20 protein-coding genes are annotated in these 18584 nt (G+C 44.2%); 3 read left to right on the top strand and 17 right to left on the bottom strand.

What is annotated here, in order from left to right:
- Window positions 1-288 precede the first annotated feature (288 nt).
- The 11 genes from isdG to ACLGGR_RS06145 form a co-directional block, all read right to left on the bottom strand.
- Window positions 289-1404 (bottom strand): heme oxygenase, encoded by a 1116-nt coding sequence (isdG, locus tag ACLGGR_RS06195; RefSeq protein WP_274382408.1) that lies wholly within the window; start codon window positions 1402-1404, stop codon window positions 289-291.
- Between the two features lie 7 nt (window positions 1405-1411).
- Window positions 1412-2425 (bottom strand): FecCD family ABC transporter permease, encoded by a 1014-nt coding sequence (locus ACLGGR_RS06190; RefSeq protein WP_410972708.1) that lies wholly within the window; start codon window positions 2423-2425, stop codon window positions 1412-1414.
- Entirely contained in the window at window positions 2422-3360 is a 939-nt protein-coding gene (locus tag ACLGGR_RS06185; protein ID WP_251216156.1) for an ABC transporter substrate-binding protein, read from the bottom strand. The genes ACLGGR_RS06190 and ACLGGR_RS06185 overlap by 4 nt, the downstream gene beginning before the upstream one ends.
- Before the next feature lie 18 nt (window positions 3361-3378).
- Window positions 3379-4131, bottom strand: coding sequence for a class B sortase (gene srtB / locus ACLGGR_RS06180; protein WP_142946168.1), 753 nt, complete (start codon window positions 4129-4131; stop codon window positions 3379-3381).
- A 26-nt stretch (window positions 4132-4157) separates the two neighbouring features.
- Window positions 4158-4928, bottom strand: a complete 771-nt coding sequence (locus ACLGGR_RS06175) for an ABC transporter ATP-binding protein (protein WP_410972707.1) — start codon at window positions 4926-4928, stop codon at window positions 4158-4160.
- The gene (locus tag ACLGGR_RS06170) at window positions 4915-5901 is read right to left on the bottom strand and encodes a FecCD family ABC transporter permease (protein ID WP_142946166.1); all 987 of its coding nucleotides are present in this window, start codon (window positions 5899-5901) and stop codon (window positions 4915-4917) included. Before ACLGGR_RS06170 ends, ACLGGR_RS06175 begins: the two co-directional genes overlap by 14 nt.
- Window positions 5902-5934: 33 nt before the next feature.
- Entirely contained in the window at window positions 5935-6822 is an 888-nt protein-coding gene (gene isdE / locus ACLGGR_RS06165; protein WP_340869056.1) for a heme ABC transporter substrate-binding protein IsdE, read from the bottom strand.
- Window positions 6823-6895: 73 nt separating this feature from the next.
- A complete protein-coding gene (locus ACLGGR_RS06160; protein ID WP_410972706.1) occupies window positions 6896-8725 on the bottom strand; it encodes an NEAT domain-containing protein in 1830 nt (609 codons plus the stop codon).
- Between the two features lie 19 nt (window positions 8726-8744).
- Complete coding sequence (gene isdC, locus ACLGGR_RS06155; RefSeq protein WP_142946163.1) at window positions 8745-9401, bottom strand: heme uptake protein IsdC; 657 nt, start codon at window positions 9399-9401, stop codon at window positions 8745-8747.
- A gap of 20 nt (window positions 9402-9421) precedes the next feature.
- On the bottom strand, window positions 9422-9880 hold the full coding sequence (locus tag ACLGGR_RS06150; protein WP_142946162.1) for an NEAT domain-containing protein: 459 nt from the start codon (window positions 9878-9880) through the stop codon (window positions 9422-9424).
- A 370-nt stretch (window positions 9881-10250) separates the two neighbouring features.
- The gene (locus tag ACLGGR_RS06145; protein WP_024427514.1) at window positions 10251-10583 is read right to left on the bottom strand and encodes a winged helix-turn-helix transcriptional regulator; all 333 of its coding nucleotides are present in this window, start codon (window positions 10581-10583) and stop codon (window positions 10251-10253) included.
- A 179-nt stretch (window positions 10584-10762) separates the two neighbouring features.
- Here ACLGGR_RS06145 and ACLGGR_RS06140 point away from each other — a divergent pair, with 179 nt between their 5' ends.
- From ACLGGR_RS06140 to ribD, 3 genes are read left to right on the top strand one after another with little or no spacing between them, the layout of a single operon-like run.
- A complete protein-coding gene (locus ACLGGR_RS06140) occupies window positions 10763-11617 on the top strand; it encodes a VOC family protein (RefSeq protein ID WP_142946161.1) in 855 nt (284 codons plus the stop codon).
- A gap of 16 nt (window positions 11618-11633) precedes the next feature.
- Window positions 11634-12395 (top strand): GTP cyclohydrolase II, encoded by a 762-nt coding sequence (locus tag ACLGGR_RS06135; protein WP_024427515.1) that lies wholly within the window; start codon window positions 11634-11636, stop codon window positions 12393-12395.
- Window positions 12382-13473 (top strand): bifunctional diaminohydroxyphosphoribosylaminopyrimidine deaminase/5-amino-6-(5-phosphoribosylamino)uracil reductase RibD, encoded by a 1092-nt coding sequence (ribD, locus tag ACLGGR_RS06130; RefSeq protein ID WP_142946160.1) that lies wholly within the window; start codon window positions 12382-12384, stop codon window positions 13471-13473. The genes ACLGGR_RS06135 and ribD overlap by 14 nt, the downstream gene beginning before the upstream one ends.
- Window positions 13474-13517: 44 nt before the next feature.
- Here the strand turns inward: ribD and ACLGGR_RS06125 are convergent, their stop codons facing one another.
- The 6 genes from ACLGGR_RS06125 to ACLGGR_RS06100 form a co-directional block, all read right to left on the bottom strand.
- The gene (locus tag ACLGGR_RS06125) at window positions 13518-13886 is read right to left on the bottom strand and encodes a VOC family protein (protein WP_034281355.1); all 369 of its coding nucleotides are present in this window, start codon (window positions 13884-13886) and stop codon (window positions 13518-13520) included.
- A 285-nt stretch (window positions 13887-14171) separates the two neighbouring features.
- Complete coding sequence (locus ACLGGR_RS06120; protein ID WP_410972705.1) at window positions 14172-15020, bottom strand: polysaccharide deacetylase family protein; 849 nt, start codon at window positions 15018-15020, stop codon at window positions 14172-14174.
- 65 nt (window positions 15021-15085) lie between these two features.
- A complete protein-coding gene (locus tag ACLGGR_RS06115; protein WP_024423898.1) occupies window positions 15086-15415 on the bottom strand; it encodes a PTS sugar transporter subunit IIA in 330 nt (109 codons plus the stop codon).
- Between the two features lie 19 nt (window positions 15416-15434).
- Window positions 15435-15758 carry a PTS sugar transporter subunit IIB gene (locus ACLGGR_RS06110; protein WP_024423899.1) on the bottom strand — a complete coding sequence of 108 codons (324 nt, stop codon included), beginning with the start codon at window positions 15756-15758 and terminating at the stop codon, window positions 15435-15437.
- A gap of 12 nt (window positions 15759-15770) precedes the next feature.
- The gene (locus ACLGGR_RS06105; protein WP_410972704.1) at window positions 15771-17204 is read right to left on the bottom strand and encodes a glycoside hydrolase family 1 protein; all 1434 of its coding nucleotides are present in this window, start codon (window positions 17202-17204) and stop codon (window positions 15771-15773) included.
- 44 nt (window positions 17205-17248) lie between these two features.
- Window positions 17249-18559 carry a PTS sugar transporter subunit IIC gene (locus ACLGGR_RS06100; protein WP_410972703.1) on the bottom strand — a complete coding sequence of 437 codons (1311 nt, stop codon included), beginning with the start codon at window positions 18557-18559 and terminating at the stop codon, window positions 17249-17251.
- Window positions 18560-18584 lie beyond the last annotated feature (25 nt).

The following is an 18584-nucleotide window of genomic DNA, read 5'->3' as shown; positions in this document are numbered from 1 at the left end:
GATTCATGCTCACCATTTCACAAAATGTTCACTATTTGTTCAACATTTCACAAATAAAAGTCCATTTGAAATGGTTCACTCGGTGAAATTTTACTCTTGCTTTTCATTCGGTTAGTTATTTATACCTGTACTTTACACCCATACGCTTCAAAAATAAAGTAAATTTTACCTAAAATTTGGATGGTATTGTGTCAGTTGTTTGAATACTTTGTCAAGAATATGTGACGGGAAATAAACAACTGCAAAAAAAATAGCGCTGCATGTGAGCCGCAGCGCTGTGTTTCTATTTTAAGCTTTTTTCTGTAAAGCAGGTCTTGTCACTTGGACTTCATAGTACGTAATTTTGTTTTTTAATAGGCCTTCAGGTTTCGCTTTTCCGTGAGCGTGTGCATCTCCAAATGCCTGAGATTTTGTCCAGTTCACAAAGTCTTCTTTTCGATTCCAGCGGGTATGAATGGTCACCTCATCGTAATCGGTTGTCTGCTGCGTGACCCAGACTTCCATGCCTAAAAATCCTTCCATGAATTCTACTTGTCCCTGCTTGTTAAAACGCTTAACAAGGTGGTCTGCACTGCCTTTTTCTACTCTAACCTGGTTGTTTACAATGATCATGTTTGATTCATCTCCCTTTTGTTGTTGGATCGAAGCGATTGGGATAATGAGCGGATGCTCTCCATCTAGGTGAACCTCTGCCTGAATCCCAAAGACCTCTTTGAAAAAGTTTTCTGTTAATACTTCGTTTGGTGTCCCTATTTGGTAAACCTGACCACGCTTCATCGCAATCAGGCGGTCACAATATTTTGCTGCCTGCTGCAGGTCATGGAGAACCATTAAAATGGTGATCCCATGCGTTTCATTCAGCTGTTTGAGCAGCTCAAGTAAATCAAGCTGATGCGCAATATCTAAGTAAGTGGTAGGCTCATCCAGAATAATCGTCTCTGTCTTCTGCGCCAGTGCCATTGCAATATACGCTTTCTGCCTTTCTCCGCCTGACAATGTATGCAGCATCCTGTTTTCATTCACGCGGCTATTTGTCACATCAAGCGCCCACTCTATCGCTTCCTGATCTGTCTTCGAGCTCTTTTTCCAGATCGAACGATGCGGACTGCGTCCAAGTGCGACCAGCTCACGTACTGTCATCGATGGGATGGCAGTTCTCGTCTGCATCAGAACGGCGATTTCCTGTGCAATCTCCTGTGCTGTCATTTCTTTTTGCGGTATATCGTGAATATAAATCATGCCGCTCTCAATCGACGTAAGACGTGCGGCCGCTTTAATAAACGTCGACTTCCCTGACCCATTCGGTCCAATAATTCCTGTTACACTTCCTTTAGGCACAGCTGCTGATATAGACGACAGCCGAAAGCCTCCTTGACTGAGACTCACGTCATCCATCGCAATCACATCCAACTTAACCCCTCCCTTTCTTTTTTAATAAATAGAGGAAGAAAGGTGCACCGATACAGGCAAGCAGGATACCAACAGGCAGTTCAACCGGTGTAAACCATACCCGTGCTGCTGTATCAGCAAAGACCACAAGTACGCCGCCGCCAAGCATTGAGATCGGAAGCAGGTACCGGTAGTCATCTCCAATTAAAAGGCGGATAAAATGAGGGACGACAAGACCGACAAATCCAATTAAACCGCTCACACTGACAGCTGCACCCGCCAAAAGCGCCGCCAGTGCAATTAAGAAAAATCGGGTTCGCTCGACTCTAAGTCCGAGCAGCTGCGCTGACTCATCACCAAGCAAAAGAAGATTTGCCGGCTTGATTGCAAAAAAACAAAGACACAATCCAGCAAGCGCATAGGGTGACACAAAGCTCAGATGATGCCAGCTTCGTCCATTTAATCCTCCTGATAAAAAAGGCAGAACAGCCTGCACACGCTCACTATAAAGCACCATAAACCCATTCATGACTGCACCAAGCAGGGCATTGACTGCCACTCCTGCCAGAATCAATTTCAGTGGTGAAACCCCTTGATCAAACGACAACATATACACAACAAGTGCCGCTAATAAAGCGCCAAGGAAGGCAGCTGCTGGAAGCAAATATGTGAATTGCGGAAACACAATCATGCTGAGTACAGCAGCTAACCCGCCGCCGGCGGTCACACCGATGATCCCGGGGTCAGCGAGTGGATTTCGGACGACTCCTTGTAAAATGGCCCCTGATGCTGCGAGACAGGCCCCGACGATGAAACCTATGAGAACGCGCGGCAGGCGTAAATCAATGACGATTTTTTCATGGACAGGCTGGCCTGATCCCGTCAAAGCAGCGATCAAATCTGGCAGCGATAATTGAACAGAACCTAATGCAAGCCCTAGACATATGCCCACACCTAGCGAGAAAAGCAGTCCCGGTATAAGCCATCTTCGTCTCGACTGTCTTTTTTGAAAATCTAACTCTGCATTCATCTTCATGATGACAATCGCTTCAATCTCTTCTCTAGTTCATCAATCGCCTTTATCACGTCTGCGCCTGGATTCGTCCCGAATAAATCACTAGGCAGAATCTCCACACGGCCATTTTTGACAGCTGATACATCGTGCCATGCTGCATTCTGTTTCATTTCACTCATAAAGCCCGCTTTCACATCTTCAGGATTGCTGTGTGTCATGAGCAGAATGAGATCAGGATCGGCTTCGATCACCTTTTCTGCATTGATTTGGGCGTATTGAGGGAATTTTTCGAGTGCCGGTTCATTCTCAGCGATGTTTGCCCCCCCAGCGATATGCAGTAAATCTCCGCTTAAGGATTGAGGAAGCGCCGCCATATATGTGCCGGGTGCACCGTACACAACGAGTGTTTTCACTTTTTTCTTAGGCTGCTTGACCTGCTTTTTCCGCTCATCAATTTGATCATTGAGTGCTTTAGCCTGTTGCTGTTTTCCAAGCAACTCCCCAAATAACGTCATTTGACGCTGGATGTCCTTCACTGAATTGGCGCTTGTCAAAAGAAGCTGTGAACCAATTCCTTCTATTGTAGAGATGTCCTTGCTGTTTAATTGTTCATTTCCAAGCACCACATCAGGCTTTAAGCTTGTGATCAGCTCTACATCAAATTGATGCGTTGTGCCAATCGTTTGTACGGACTTTGCCTTTTGTAAGCTGTCTGGTAACTCGGCAGTTGGCCGGCCGACCACCTCACCGCCTAAAGCATACACAATACTCATGTCCCCAGACGACAAAGCGACGATACGCTGAGGGGATTCATCAAACGACAGCGTTCTTCCGGTAAAATCCTTTATCTTCAGTGCTCCTTGCCCGCTCCCTTTCTCTACAGGTGCTGCCTGACTGCATCCGCCGAGGAGAAGCATCAAGACGAGTCCCGCCAAGATCACATGTGAAAATTTCAACCGCCTGTCTCTCCTTTTCTAGTAAACTTTCTTTAGCTTTGCCTGTACCACGAGACGCCCGTTTTTAGGTGCAAGCACATGATCACAGGTCGATAAGGTGAGGATGAGGTCATCTGTGGACACGTCTGTCTTCGTTTGATAGATTGATTTCTTCCGCACAGCTTGCAAGTAGTGCGCATATTCGCCAAGATCTTGAAAATCGGTTTGAATATAGTCGAAGTCAACCGTCGTTTCATACACAGCAAAAATCTCCGCTTCATAGCTTTGATACAGCGTATCGTACTGAAATGTCCGGTGCTCTTGGAAGAAATCTTTTTTTAGATAGTTTGTGAGTCCAGCGAACATGGATCCATCCCTCATCCGATGGCCGTACACGACTGTATTTGGGCTTTCATGCAGGACATCATTACGATAATCCATAAAGATACTGCCTGCCCGGGTGTCGTTTTTTAAATAATTGCGAGTTAAGTAGAACGCATTATCGCGAGATTGAACGATCGGATACTGAATCATCGTGTCCTTCATATTGATCCAGCCAACAATGTCCTCATTCACCTTCCGCAGCTCATCGAATGACGAACGGATCTTACCCGGCTCCCGTTTTTCATTCATTTCTTCTTCATGTCCATACATCGTTTGGGCCTTTGCAAGCACCTGGCGATTTTGATAATAACCGAAAAGTTCGAAGCCGATGGCTGTACCGCTATAAATAAACACTCCTAAACAAACAATCGTCAGCATCCGCTGCCAGAGCCGTTTTCCTCGTTTCACACTGTCTCACCTGCTTTTTGCACAGCTTATATACCAACAGGCACGATGTACATCCCTGTTTCTACATCCTGTCTAATCGTGACAGACACATCATAAATGTGCCGCACGTTTTCCTCTGTTAACACAACGTTTGGCTGTCCTTCACTGATAATCTGTCCATCCTTCATCGCTATGATGATATCGCTGTAGCGGACAGCCTGATTCATGTCGTGCAGCACCATGACAATGGTTAATCCATGCATGGCATTCAGCTCACGGATCAGCTCAAGAATGTCAAATTGATAGTAAATATCCAAATAAGTTGTCGGTTCATCTAAGAAAAGGATTGGTGTTTTTTGCGCAAGTGCCATCGCAATCCATACACGCTGCCGCTCTCCACCTGACAGTGAGGCGAGCGGCACCTTTCGTTTGTCCGTTAGCTTTGTACTGGACAGCGCCCACTCTATTGCTCTCTCATCCTCTTCCTTGTCTCCTCCGCGCATCGTCTGGTACGGCGTTCTGCCGAATGCCACGACCCGTTCGATCGTTAAATCAAGCGGCGCTTCATTTTGCTGATGGACGACAGCGAGCTTTTTTGCCAGCTCCTTTGGCTTGAACGCATTCAGCGCTTGCCCGTCTAAGTGAATCTGCCCTTTATTTGGACAATGATTATTCGCCATCAAGGAAAGCAGTGTGGATTTTCCCGACCCATTTGGACCGATAATGGTTGTGATTTTCCCCTTTTCAATCTGTGTTGTGACCGATTGAACGATGTCCTTCTGCTGGTCATATGAGAATGACACCTCACGAATGTCCATGGAGACGGTCCCCCCTTCTTAATAAAAAGATCAGAAACGGCCCGCCAATCACGGCCATGATCGTAGAAGCAGGAATCTCATTTGGCGCCACAAGCGTCCTGCCAAGCGTATCAGCCGTCAAAATAAGCAAAGCCCCGCTTAACGCAGAAAATGGAATCAGTACCCGGTGATCCGAGCCGACAAGCCTTCTTGAAATGTGCGGAATGAGCAAGCCGACAAAGGCTATCACGCCCGCTACTGCAGCTGTCACTGCCGCAAGTAAAACGGCTGTGATGGAAATCAAAAGGCGCATTCTGGTCACACGCAATCCTAAATTTTTCGCTGTCTTGTCCTGAAGAGCCAGGAGGTTGCACCATCTGCTGAAGAAGAGTGCAACGACAAGACCGGCGACACCATAGACACCGATTAAACGGACATCTCCCCACGTTTTCATCGTGAGATTAGATTGTCCTGACTGATTAATCGTGATATTGAAATAGCTGCAAATGGTCACAAATGCTTCAGCCATCCCAGTAAACATGGCATTGATGGCGATCCCAACCAAGATCATGCGGATCGGGCTTAAACCACCCTTCCAAGACAGGACGTACACGAGGAAACACGCAATAGCCCCGCCTAATACCGAAAATAAAGGAGAGTAGAAATAAAATTGAGGAAGCGCTGTAATCGCCATTAATGAAAAGAAGCTGGCTCCTGATGAAATACCAATGACGCCGGCATCAGCTAACGGATTCCTCATGACCGACTGCAGCAGTACACCAGAGACAGATAAGGCGGCCCCTGTAAACATCGCGATAAGCATGCGGGGAATTCTCAAATCTTTTATGATTTCTACCTGTGCATGTTGACCGGTGATGAGCCCTTCCAGTAATTCAATTGGGGTGACATGAATGCTCCCAGTAATAGCAGAATAAACAAACACGCAGATCAGTAAGAGACTGACTACCAGAAATAAAATCCCTGTTTTTTTCATCTTGAACGTCCTTTTATCATTAAGATTCGCCGCTTATGACGGATACAACATACGAGTCAATTCATCTAATGCTTCTGCTGCCTTTAAATTGCCTGTTGTCCCGAATAAGCTTTCTTCGAGGTCATACACCCGGTCTTGTTTGACCGCATTGAAATGTTTCCAGATGTCATTTGTTTTGAATTCTTCATCAAACATGCGGACGACTTCGTCTGGCATCCCATGTGCGGCCCGGAGAATGATATCTGGATTGGCTTTTTGTAAATACTCCGTATTGGATGCCAAATACTCCATTTTCTCGCCTCTCACAATGTTCTTTCCTCCAGCGATACGCACAAGATCACCAATATATGAATTCTCTGTCGCCACCAAATAACTGCCTGGCACACCAAGTAAAATTAGAACGGACGGCTTGCGCTTTCCTTTCGTTCTCTCTTGTATATCTTTCTTTTTTTGCTCAAAGTCAGACACAATGCGCTTGGCTTGTTTCTTTCTGTCATACTGTTCTCCGAGCTTCGTGATAGCCTTCTCCATATTAGCCATGCTCTCGAGATTTAGGTATGTGGCAGGGACACCTGCTTGCTGAAAGGGTGTCTCTAAATCATATTGAAGGGTTGTGACAGACAGGACATCTGTCGGTTGAAGTGATTGGATGATTTCCATGTCTGGGCTCATTGGGTTGCCGACTTCCGGCAGTCCTTTGTAACGAGCTGGCAAGGATTTTTGACTTGTTGGCACCCCGACAAGATCCACCTCTAAAGCATCCATGATCTCCGCAGCAGCTACAGTCGTGGCTACAATGCGCTCACTTGATTCAGCGCTTTTCTTGCCTTTTGCTGAGCTTTCAGCTGACTGTGAGCAGCCCGATAAGATCATGCATACACTGAAGGCAGCGATCAAGGTACATAACATTCGATGCTTCAAAAACAGAAGCCTCCTTTCGAAAAAAGAGAGTGGATGCGCCGACATAAATGGCGCATCTCACTTAAAATACAGTCTATCTTGTCCGTGTTTGATATTTTCTGACGAGTACGAATAACGACCCGCCGAACAAAAGAATATACATCCAAAGAAGAGAGGTATCTCCCGTTTTCGGATTCAGCTGTCCAGACTCAGATTTGGTTTGATCATCTGTTGGCGTAAATGTCATCTGCTCTGCACCCGTTTCCTCAGGTGCTAAATTCTCAAGTTGATTTGTTTGTGTATCTTGCTCATTTGGATTTTTGACAAAGCCGATATTCTCGTCGTCTCCAATGACTGTTGAAATTCCGCTTCCCTCACCGAGAGCGATTCCTTTTGTGTCATAGACAAGTTTGACATCGTACTGTTCATGATAATTCGCAGCTGGAATATCAATCTTTACGCGTGCTGCCTGAGCTCCGCTTAAACTTTTTGCTTCATATTGAATGACGCGTGTATCTGCTTTTTGATCTGTCTTCGCGACAAGTGTCTCTTCAAACTTTCCGCCTGTTCCTACTTGGAATGACGTGATCGCTGAGCTGTTCTTCACTGTATATGAAACGAAATGGCGGCCATTTTTCACAACCAGTGTCGCAGGACTCACAACGTAATCGTTCATGCGAGAAAGCTCATCCTTGTCTGCTTTCTTCATTGAGAAAGGAAGTTTGTATACACCATCTTTTAGCTGAGCCGTCTCTTGATCTGCTCCGCTGTTATTTGTTTCTGGTGATGGTGTGTTTGGTTTTGGTGTTTCTGGTGCTGCTGGTTTTTCTTCCTCTACCTGCCCGTCCTTCACTGGAGCGATACTTGTTGAATCAAATTGAAAACGAATATCGTAGGTTTGATCATAGTTAGCGGCTGCTACTACAATGTGTACTTTTCCTTTGACCGCTTTTTTCAAATCATCTACATCAAATGAAACCACTCTTGTGTTCTTTGCTTCATCCTTGCTGACTGTTTTGGCTTCTTGATAAGAACCGTCTTTCTCTGTTTTCAAAGAAGCGACAGACTTATGATCCTTCACCGTAAAGGAAATGGTTTGCTTTCCATTTTTGACAGTTAAGGATGCAGGATGTGAGAAGTAATCACTCATTCGAGATGAATCATCCGTATCCCCTTTTAGCACACTGTAATTGATACGATATACGCCATCTTTTAATTGATTTTGCGTGGAATCATCTGGTTTTGTGCCATTATTATTGCCCGGTGTTGTCGGTTGATCGTCTGGCTTTGTTTCGTTATCGTCTGGCTTTGTACCATTTTGATCATCCGGCTTTGTTTCGTTATCGTCTGGCTTTGTACCGTTTTGGTCATCTGGTTTTGTTTCGCTATCGCCTGGTGTTGTTCCGTTTTGATCATCTGGTGTTGTTTCACTATCGCCTGACTCTGCAGGTTTAACGAGTGTGAGGCTGCTTTGATCGAATACAATTTGTACGTCATATGCTTCGTCATAAATAAAGCCGCCTAAATCCCAGTAAATTTTCACCCAGCCGTTTAATTTTGATGATAAGTCGGACACATCAAATTTGATCACACGTGTATTGGTTGTTTCATCCTCACTAACCGTTTCAGTGGTGACGAGAGTACCATTTTGTTCAACCTTGAAATCTGTAATTTCTTGGCTTTGCTTCAGTGTGACATAAGCTGTTGTCTTGCCATTTTCCAAAATCAGCTTAGCTGGCTTTTCTGTATAGGTATCCATCATGGACGCTTCTGTGGTGCCATTTTTTAAAATAGTGAATCCGACTGTGTATTCCCCATCAACGAATGATGCCGCTTGAGCTGTTCCTTGAGGAACCTGAAACGCAGTCAACAAACTGAATAAAACAAGCAGAATGGCTGCATTTAGATGAAAAAGACGTTTCAAATGGTGACACTTCCTTCCATTAATGCTTGATGATCCACTTTCTTGCTAAAAACCCGCCTGAACATAAGACAAGTACAAGGAGCCATCCTATCTGGCTTGTATCACCAGTTTGAGGATTTTCTTCTTGTTTCGAAGTAGATGTATCAGCTTTTTTTGTTGTTGATTCTTTTGATGGCTGCTGACTTTCTGCTGCACCCGCTGATTGATTTGCACTGTTAGATGAAAGTGATTTGATGCTGCTTTCATCGAATTTCAGCTGAATGGTGTAATCATGATCATAATCAGCAGATTTCACAGTAACATGAATTTTTGACTTGATTGGTTTAGACAAGCTCTGAGCTTGGAACTGAACGAGTCTTGTATTGGCTTTTTTATTCGTTGAGAGAACGGTTGTGTCGACATAGCCACCATTTCCAGGTACTTTAAATTCCGTTACCCAGCTGCTATTTTTAATCGTCATTTGTACAGTCAGCTTCCCATTTTTCGCAATCACTTTGGCTGGCTTCAGCCAGTAATCATTTGCCATTGATACCGCATTTCCTTCAGCTTTCAGCACAGTATAATTGACGGAGTATGTACCATCCTTTAACGTGGCAGCCTGTGCGTTTGAAAAAGGCAGTATAAGTGCCAGTAAAAAAGCGGCCATGAAGACTGGATGCTTCATCCATTTTTTCATCAAGCGAATTTCCTCCCCTTCTATTGAACAGATGCCGCATCAAATTTGAGGCGAATATCGTAATTACCTGTATATCCGATAACCGGTACAGTCACACTCACTTTTGCTGGTACGACCTCAGTCAGGCTGTCCACATTAAATTCTACCGTTCTCTTATTTGCAGCTGTATTGGTACTAATCACATTCGCATCTTTGTAGACACCTTGATCAAGGGTTTTAAAGCTTGTGATCCAAGAGCTATTGGTTAATGTGACTTGCGCTTTGATTTTTCCATCCTTTACGACAAGCTTGGCTGGTTTTTCAAAATACGTATTCGCTGTTGAAGTCGAATCGCTATCAGCCTTCCAAACCACATATTGCGCTGAATATTGACCATCTGCTAAGCCAGCTGCTGAGGCTGAGCTAACAGGAGCTAGAGCAAATAATAGAACAAAACTAAGGAATAATAATACGGGTGATGTTGAACGAATGACTTTCATGTGAACCCTCCTAAATGATATTGATAATTATTCTCAATAGATAATAAAAAAAATAACCTTCATAAGTGCTGGAACACACTTATAGATGATTATGATTATCATTATCAATTGAGTTGAAAAAATAAATCTTTGCTTCCAAAAAGTCAAAGATGTCTGTTTCTAAATGATGGAATGATACGTGTTTTAGGCAATCTGTCCCATTCATAATACCATGGCATAACCTCCATTCCATTACAGGGAAAAGAACCCTCTTCTCCTTGATATTATATAATGCATGAAATGATTGTCAACATCATTTTTCATACTATTGTCTTAGTTTTCTGGAAAATCACACAAAAAAATTTCGATCAGACACACTGATCGAAATCGATTAAGAAGGAACATGTTCCTCTATTTTGCTGTTTTTACGATCTAAAGACCAAGCATACATTTCACGAATAATCGGTTCAATTTTCTTCCCTTGTACTGTTAATTCGTATTCAATCCGCACTGGAATGTCGGGGTATACCTTTTTCTCAACAAGTCCCTCAGCTTCTAAATCCTTCAGCCTTTCTGATAGTAATCTTCCGCTGATGTTCATTTCATTTTCAAGCTGACAAAAACGCTTAGGCCCTGTCAGAAGCTGATTGATGATGAGAATGACCCACTTCTTGCCTAGAATCTCCATGGCATCTGTAATTGGGCAGCCATCTACTTGAGCCATATCTTACTCCCTCCTGCTTTTTTTCTCTTTTTTTCATTATAACATAATTAATTACTTGAAATAAGTCACTAACTATTATATAGTTTAGTTACTAAAAGTAACAAGGTATTCATTTTTATCAATTTTCAACAAACCATTGAACATGCAGATGCATATAACATGAAGGAGATGACCGAGCTTTGAATACAATCGAGCAGGTAAGATTAGGTGTAACAGAATTACATGTGTCCAGCTTTGAGCGTTCTTTGCCTTTTTATACAGACATTTTAGGTTTTACTTTATTAGAACAGACGGATTCTACTGTCACGCTTGGCAGCAACGCAAAGGAACCAATCCTTGTGCTGAAAGAAGATGTGCAGCTGAAAGAGAAGCCTGATCATGAGCCAGGACTTTATCATTTTGCGGTTTTATTACCTACCAGAAAAAACCTGGGCACATGGCTGGCGCATGTGCTCAAAAAAGGCTATCCTTTAATTGGAGCAAGCGATCATTTTTTCAGTGAAGCCATTTATTTAAGTGATCCTGACGGCATTGGCGTCGAAATTTATGCTGATCGTCCTGAGGACATATGGGTAGGTGAGCATGGAGAAGTGAAAGGTGGCGGAAATGCTCCGCTTGATGGAGATGGTCTCCTGCAAGAAGCCGCTGATTCCACCTGGGAAGGACTCCCGGCTGGTACAGTCATGGGTCACTTGCATTTCCATCTCAACCCAGAAGAAGCCGATTCCTTTTATGTGAACACGCTCGGTTTTCATATCCGAATGGCTCCCACAGCAAGCTTATTCATTGCTGGTGGCGTGTATCATCACCACCTTGCCTTTAATGCATGGGGACGCGGACGAAAAGGAGCCATTGATCCACGTTTTTCAGGAATTAGAAGCTATACACTGGTTTTCCCAGAAGAAGCAGACAGACAATCCGTCATCGAACGTCTGACAAAAGCAGGCACTCAAGTCAATACGACAGGAAAAAACAGCGAATTTATTGATCCATTTGGCGTTCTCGTTCGTTTACAGATTGAAGAAACAGACTAAAAAGAAGGTGCAGAATATGGACAAACACACAGAGCTTAAAACAGCCATATTAAAAGATAAAATCAAACGAGTACAGCAAGAAGACGGGTATATATATATCACTGGACCCATTAAACTGCCAGTGAATTTAGACGGCAGAACCGTCATGTTCAACTGGTATTCATGGTTAAAAGACGATGGAAAAGAGCCATTGTCAGATGAAGCTTTAATTGAAAGCCTCTCGTCCCGCCAGCTTGCTGATCATCAGCAGTCAAGCGTTCTTGTATATGGGGATTTTGAGCACGCTGACGAAGCCCTTATCCGCATGCATTCCATTTGCCACACCGGCGATATTTTCGGAAGCAAGCGCTGCGACTGCGGATTCCAATTGAAGCAGTCTATGCGAATGATTGAGGACAATGGAGCAGGAGCCCTGTTTTACTTAGCCAATCATGAAGGGCGCGGCATTGGTCTTTTCAGTAAAGCTATGGCTTATATTCTTCAAGAAAACGGCTACGATACAGTAGAAGCCAACGAAGCACTTGGTTTTGAAGATGACACACGTCAATACGAAGAAGCCATTGCCGTTCTTCAAACACTTCGTACAAAGCCGGTCAGACTCATTACGAATAACCCGAAAAAGACAGATGCGATCAGCCATGCAGGTTTATCTCTTTCTGGACGCATTCCGCTTTGGGGAGATGTCTCTGAATTTAACGAAAAATACTTGCAGACAAAAATCAACCGCTCAGGTCACATGAAGGCGGAGCAAGAGGTGCGTACGATTGCCACATCATGAGCGATATATGAAGCTAGCCCTTGATAATGCACGGGCAATGAAAGGTCAGACATCTCCGAATCCGCTCGTCGGGGCTGTGATTGTGCGAGAGAATGAAATTGTTGGAGTCGGTGCTCATATGAAAGCCGGTGAACCGCATGCTGAAATTCATGCACTCAACATGGCCGGAGACAAGGCAAGAGGAGCCACCATTTATGTGACCCTCGAGCCTTGCTCCCACCATGGCCGCACAGGCCCTTGTGCGGAAGCACTTGTAAAAGCCGGCGTCGAAACTGTTGTCGTGGCAGCACTTGATCCAAATCCGCTTGTCGCTGGCCGCGGGATTGCCATTTTGCAAGACGCTGGCATACAAGTTATCACGGGCGTACTTGAACAGGAATCCATTCTGATGAATGAAGTATTTAATCACTATATTACGAAAAAAACACCTTTCGTGACGCTCAAAGCGGGCATTACCTTAGATGGAAAAATCGCTTCTACCACGTTTGACAGCAAGTGGATTACATCTGAGACATCCCGTTGTGATGCTCACCATATCCGCAGTATCAATGATGCGATTTTGGTCGGTGCTCAAACCGTCATTCACGACGATCCATCATTAACTGCACGGATTCCAAATGGGAACAATCCGATTCGAATTGTCTTAGACTCAAAGCTGTCAACACCGCTGACAGCAAAGATCGTCACCGATCAGATGGCACCTACATGGATCTTTACAACAAAGCAAGCCGATGAAGAAAAACGAGCGGCCTTAGAAGAAGCTGGCGTCCGTGTCTTCATGACAGACAGCGACACGCGGGTGCCCCTTCAAGAAGTGCTTCAAGTGCTGGGAGAAAAAAATGTCTCCTCTCTCATGATTGAAGGCGGCGGTCAGATTAACGCCTCGTTCTTAGAACAGCAGCTTGTAGATAAACTTGTCATCTATATGGCGCCTAAGCTCATTGGCGGACGACTTTCTCCTTCCTTTTTCGGAGGCGAAGGCATACGCCTCATGAGTGATGCCATTGAACTGGATCAACTCACCGTGGAACCACTCGGAAAAGATATTAAAATAACGGGCTATCCCGTTTATCAATAACAAATAGGCTGTCGAGATTTCCTCGACAGCCTTATTTTTGTCTTCTAGTCTCTCCTCTCTAAAAACTCAATTCGATTCCCAAAAGGATCTTCTACATAAAACCGATTGGCTCCCTCCAATGGCTCATCTTCTCTTATACGAATGTGATGCTTCAATAATGCTTCTTTTAATTCCGATAGACTCTTTACAAGAAAAGCTGGATGAGCTTTCTTTGCAGCTTGAAAATGTTCCTGAATGCCAATGTGAAGCTGATGATGACCGCATTGGAACCAGACACCTCCGCGTTTAGCTAAATTACTAGGCTTAGGGATTTCTTTCATCCCTAAAATTTCGCCAAAAAACAAACGAGCTTTCTCTTCACTGCCTTTTGGAGCAGCTAGTTGAACGTGGTCGATTCCAAAAAAGTTTGACATATTCCCCTCTCCCTTTCTTTTCTCAATTGGTTTTTCTATGCAGTGTTTCTTAAGTTTTTGCGATGCTGAGCAAATTTGTTTGTTACTTCATTGGTGGGCTTGATACTTGGTGACTTTCTTTGAGGTGTTTCATACGATGTAGGGTTTGAATGACAATGCAGTATTTTTTTCAAAAACAGAACTCCCATGGTCATGAAAGTTCTGTCCATATCATGTCAAGGTGTATGCGCGGTGATTCATTTTGGTGAAACTTGTCGTAAAATGTTTCATGTGAAACATTGATCGTTACTTCCCTTCTACCAGCCTGCCAAAGCTTTCTGGTGAAAGTCCCGGTGAAATGCGGACGCGGTGCAAGGACATCATGCCTTGCTCCTTCTTCGCATGTCCTGGTTCAGTGGTGACAGCCATTTGGTATCCGGCTTCCTTCGCCAGTTTCAACGTCTCTTCATTATAGCGCCCGACAGGATAGCTGACCATTCTCGTACGCTGAGAAAATCGCTGATCGAAGAATGTCTTTGATCCTTTTAACTCCTCTTCCTGCTGCTGCTTTGATAATCGATTGAGCTCTAAATGATGAATCGTATGACTCTCAATTGATATCCCATGTGCCATCATCTCATCCATTTGCTCATCCGTTAGGTGATTAGGACGGCCAATGGATTGCTCAATCATAAAAATCGTTGCTTTCATTCCATATTGCTTTAAAATCGGAAATGCCTTTGTATAGTTATCGGTATATCCATCATCAAATGTAATGAGGATACTCTTTCTACTTGGCTTCGAATTTGTTGTGAAAACGCGGTACGCCTCTTCTGGCGACAGTGTGGCATAGCCGTTGTCCTTCAGCCATTTCATATGAGCTGCAAATTCGCTTTTTGGCACACGTAACGAGTTCCCGCTTGAGATACTGTGATACATCAAAATCGGAAGCTCGACCGGCTCCTTTTCCTTCATCCAGTTTTGTGTCTCTATCCCTGCTGTCTCTTTTTTCTGCTGAATGTCTTTTGTTTGTAATGGACCCTTTTCCTCTTTGACGACTTGCTGGCTTCCTTCCGCCTGCTCCTTCATTCCCATACAGCCCGAAATGAGCAGCAGCATAAGGCCAACCGTCATCAGTATACATGTTTTCTTCATTCACCAATCCTGCTTTCTCTTTATCTACCGAATGATTATAACAGAAATTGGTTATTCATTGACATCTATTTTGACAGGGTATTCATTTTTTTACACATTTCGATCATTTCGATGGCGAGCAGATGAATGGTCTCTGTTGTGAGCATTTGATCTTCTGCGTGTATCAGCAGTAAAGAAAAAGGAAGCTGTTCACCTGCCGCTTCTTTTTGAATCAGCGACAAGTGCAGGTTGTGGATGCTTCGAAACGCTTCCTCCCCTTTTTCGATCAACTGCTGCGCTTTTTCAAAATCATCCGCTCTTGCTAGACGAATCGCTTCTACATAATGACTTCTTGCCTCGCCTGCATGGGCAATGATTTGAAAGGCTGCTCCCTGCATTTCCTCTAATACCGTCATCTGCTTCTCCTCCAATTATTCAAGATTCATTTGCTAGTTTCAGTGCATGCTCTAGAATTTTTTCTCCGTTTGCTGTTCCGTATAATCTTACATTGACGACATCGACAGGTATTTGATAAGGTGCCGCCGTTTTTTCAGCTGCCTTTTTCATAAAGCTTACTTGCGGTCCAAGTAAAATCGCCTGTACATCCTCTCCATGCTCTTCTAGTTCATCTGCAATGGCTCCTTCTGGTATAGCATAAATATAGTAATCCAGCCCTTTAGCTTCTGCCGCAGCCTTCATTTTCGACACCACAATGGACGTCGACATTCCTGCTGCACAAGCGAGAATGATTCGTTTCATATCCCATCACTCCTATTGATAAATGACTTCTGTTTCAACCTTCAGTTCTCTTGTTTTGATTAATGTCTTGTACCAATACGCAGATGCTTTCAGCTGACGATTTCGTTCATTCTCCAGCTGAATTTCGACTAATCCGTAGCGGTTTTTAAAGGCATTCATCGGCGAGACATTGTCTGTAAATGCCCACAGCATATAGCCTGTGCAATTTGATCCTTCTGCTTTTGCTTGAAGTGCCCGCTTTAAATGCTGGCTGATAAATGAAATACGATACTGATCATCAATAATGCCGTCTTCTTTTTTAAACCGTTCTTCTTTTTCTACACCCATGCCGTTTTCGGCCACAAACCACTCAATATTTCCGTATTCTTCTTTTATCCTCATCCCCATATCATAGACAATGTTCGGGTAGATTTCCCAGCCTCTGAAAGGATTCATTTTTCTCCCTGGAAGCTCAAACATATCGTAATAATAGGATGGATGAAAAGGCGTCCCGTTGTTCCAGGCCTTACTCGGCGCCTTGACACGATGCGGATAGTACAAGTTGAGCCCGACGACATCCACCGTATGATTCTTGATGATCTGAAGCTCTTCCTCTGTGGCATCGAAAAGAATATCATGCTTTTTTAACACATTGATCAGTTCCTCTGGATACTCCCCTTTGATGGAAGGGTCTAAGAACACTCGATTAAAAAACAAGTCATACATACGTGCTGCTTCTTGGTCATGCGGGGCAGACGATCTTGCATACGTCACTTCTGGATTGAGAATCACGCCGATTTTGGCTCCTGCCGATTCCTTCAAACCCATCTCCTGAAACAGCTTCACCACCTTTGCTGTTGCCAGTGCTTTATGATAGTTCCACTGCATCCATTTCTTCGTATTTTGCTCAAACGGATACCGGATGGCATCTAGATAAACACGTGTCTGGACAACAATCGGTTCATTAAAACTAAACCAATGCTTGACCCGGTCCCCGTAGCGCTCAAACACCTTTTCCGCATAGAGAACAAACAGCTCGACGACATGCTTTGATGACCATCCGCCGTACTTTTCAAGCAAAACGGCAGGAAGCTCATAATGCTCTAAGCAAAACATTGGTTCTACACCTGCTGCAATTAATTCATTGATCAGATCATCAATGTAACGAGCATAGGCCTCATCCACTATCCCATTCTCGTAATCTATGAGAAATCTCGACCAATTGATCGATGTCCTGTAATGTGTCAGCCCAATCTCTTTCATTAAGGCTACATCTTCAGGGTAGCGCTCGTAAAAGTTTGTCGCACCAGCCGGACCATAGCCTTCGTGCCACACGTGATATCCTTCCTTGTACCATAAGTCGATGTACGAGTCCTGATGCGCCCGCTTTCCCTTCCATCCCTCGGTCTGCCAAGCAGAAGCCGCAGCACCTAGGATAAAATCACTTGGAATCTCGATTCTGTTCATGTCGCCGCCTCCCTTTTCCTCATCTGAATGTGAAGACCATCCTTTTATTCTGAATCTGGTGCTGCTTCTGGCTTGCGGTTAGACAAGAGGACAAACGGTAAATAGATGAAAACAGCAACCACAATACAGATAAGCTGTGTAATGACAGCTCCCATACTGCCAGCGGTGGACAGCCATGCATTCACAAGCGGGGGTGTCGTCCACGGCACCATCACGACCGCTTTTCCAGCGAATCCTGTAGCCGTCGCTATATAACCAATCGTACCTGTCACAAGCGGTGTGATGATAAATGGGATCGCCATCACAGGGTTTAGCATCACAGGTAATCCAAAAATAACGGGTTCATTGATGTTGAACAATCCGGGTCCAGATGAGAGCTTGGCAATGCTTCGCATCTCTTCCCTTCTCCCAGCAATAAAAATCGCAATCAAAAGACCAATGGTCACACCTGAACCACCGATGCTCATATACACATCCCAAAACGGCATCGTGATGATATTCGGAATTTCTTTTCCCTCTTGAAATGCTGTCATATTCACTGCAATCGATCCTAATAAGAGCGGCTCCCGGATCGGCTTAATCATCTGGTTGCCATGAATGCCGATCACCCAGAAAAATTGCGCCACAAACATCAACGTTAAAATCCCAGGCAGCCCCTGTACAACACTTTCTAATGGACGCTGCACCACGTTATACACTGCTTCATGCAAATAAATGCCTGTCAACCGGTGAAATGCAAAGCCGAATGAGCTAATGATTGTAATTGTAATGATCGATGGGAAAAGTGATGAAAAAGATGTCGCCACATTCGACGGAACCGAATCCGGCATCTTGATTTGCAGCCATTTCACCTCGGTCAGCTTACAAAAAATCTCCACAGATACGATCGCAATGATCATTCCTAAAAATAAACTTTTTGGATCGGAAAATTGTCTTGCCAACACGTCAACAACCTCACGCATCGATCCATCGACTTCAAGAAGAAGTGTCGTTGGAATAACAGATATAAATGAAATCAATGCCATCAATCCTGGGAACAGAGACTTGTGCCCGTTGATTTTCCCAAGCTCAATCCCAATGAGGAACACAGCCCCAATGGTTAAAAAGTTCAGCGTGGCATAATTGATTGCCTTCATAATAGGCTGAAGCTCTGCTAAAAACCTGAATATCTCAAAATGAGCAAGCCCTGTTTCCGGGCTCATGATCATATTCGCCACCAGTACAGCAAAAGCTCCTGTAATGATGATCGGCATCAGTGTGACAAATGCCTGTTTAATCGCCATAATATATTTCTGGTTGGTGATGCGATAAGCCACATGCCCCATGACATCTGCCGCTTTCTCCTTGAAGCTCATGATCCGTCTCCCCCTTTGCAAAAAC

The sequence above is a fragment of the Bacillus sp. BD48 genome, assembly GCF_046566805.1.
GTDB lineage: Bacteria > Bacillota > Bacilli > Bacillales > Bacillaceae > Bacillus > Bacillus safensis.
Note: the sequence above shows the minus strand (reverse complement) of the source record. Positions and strands in the feature narration are given on the sequence as shown.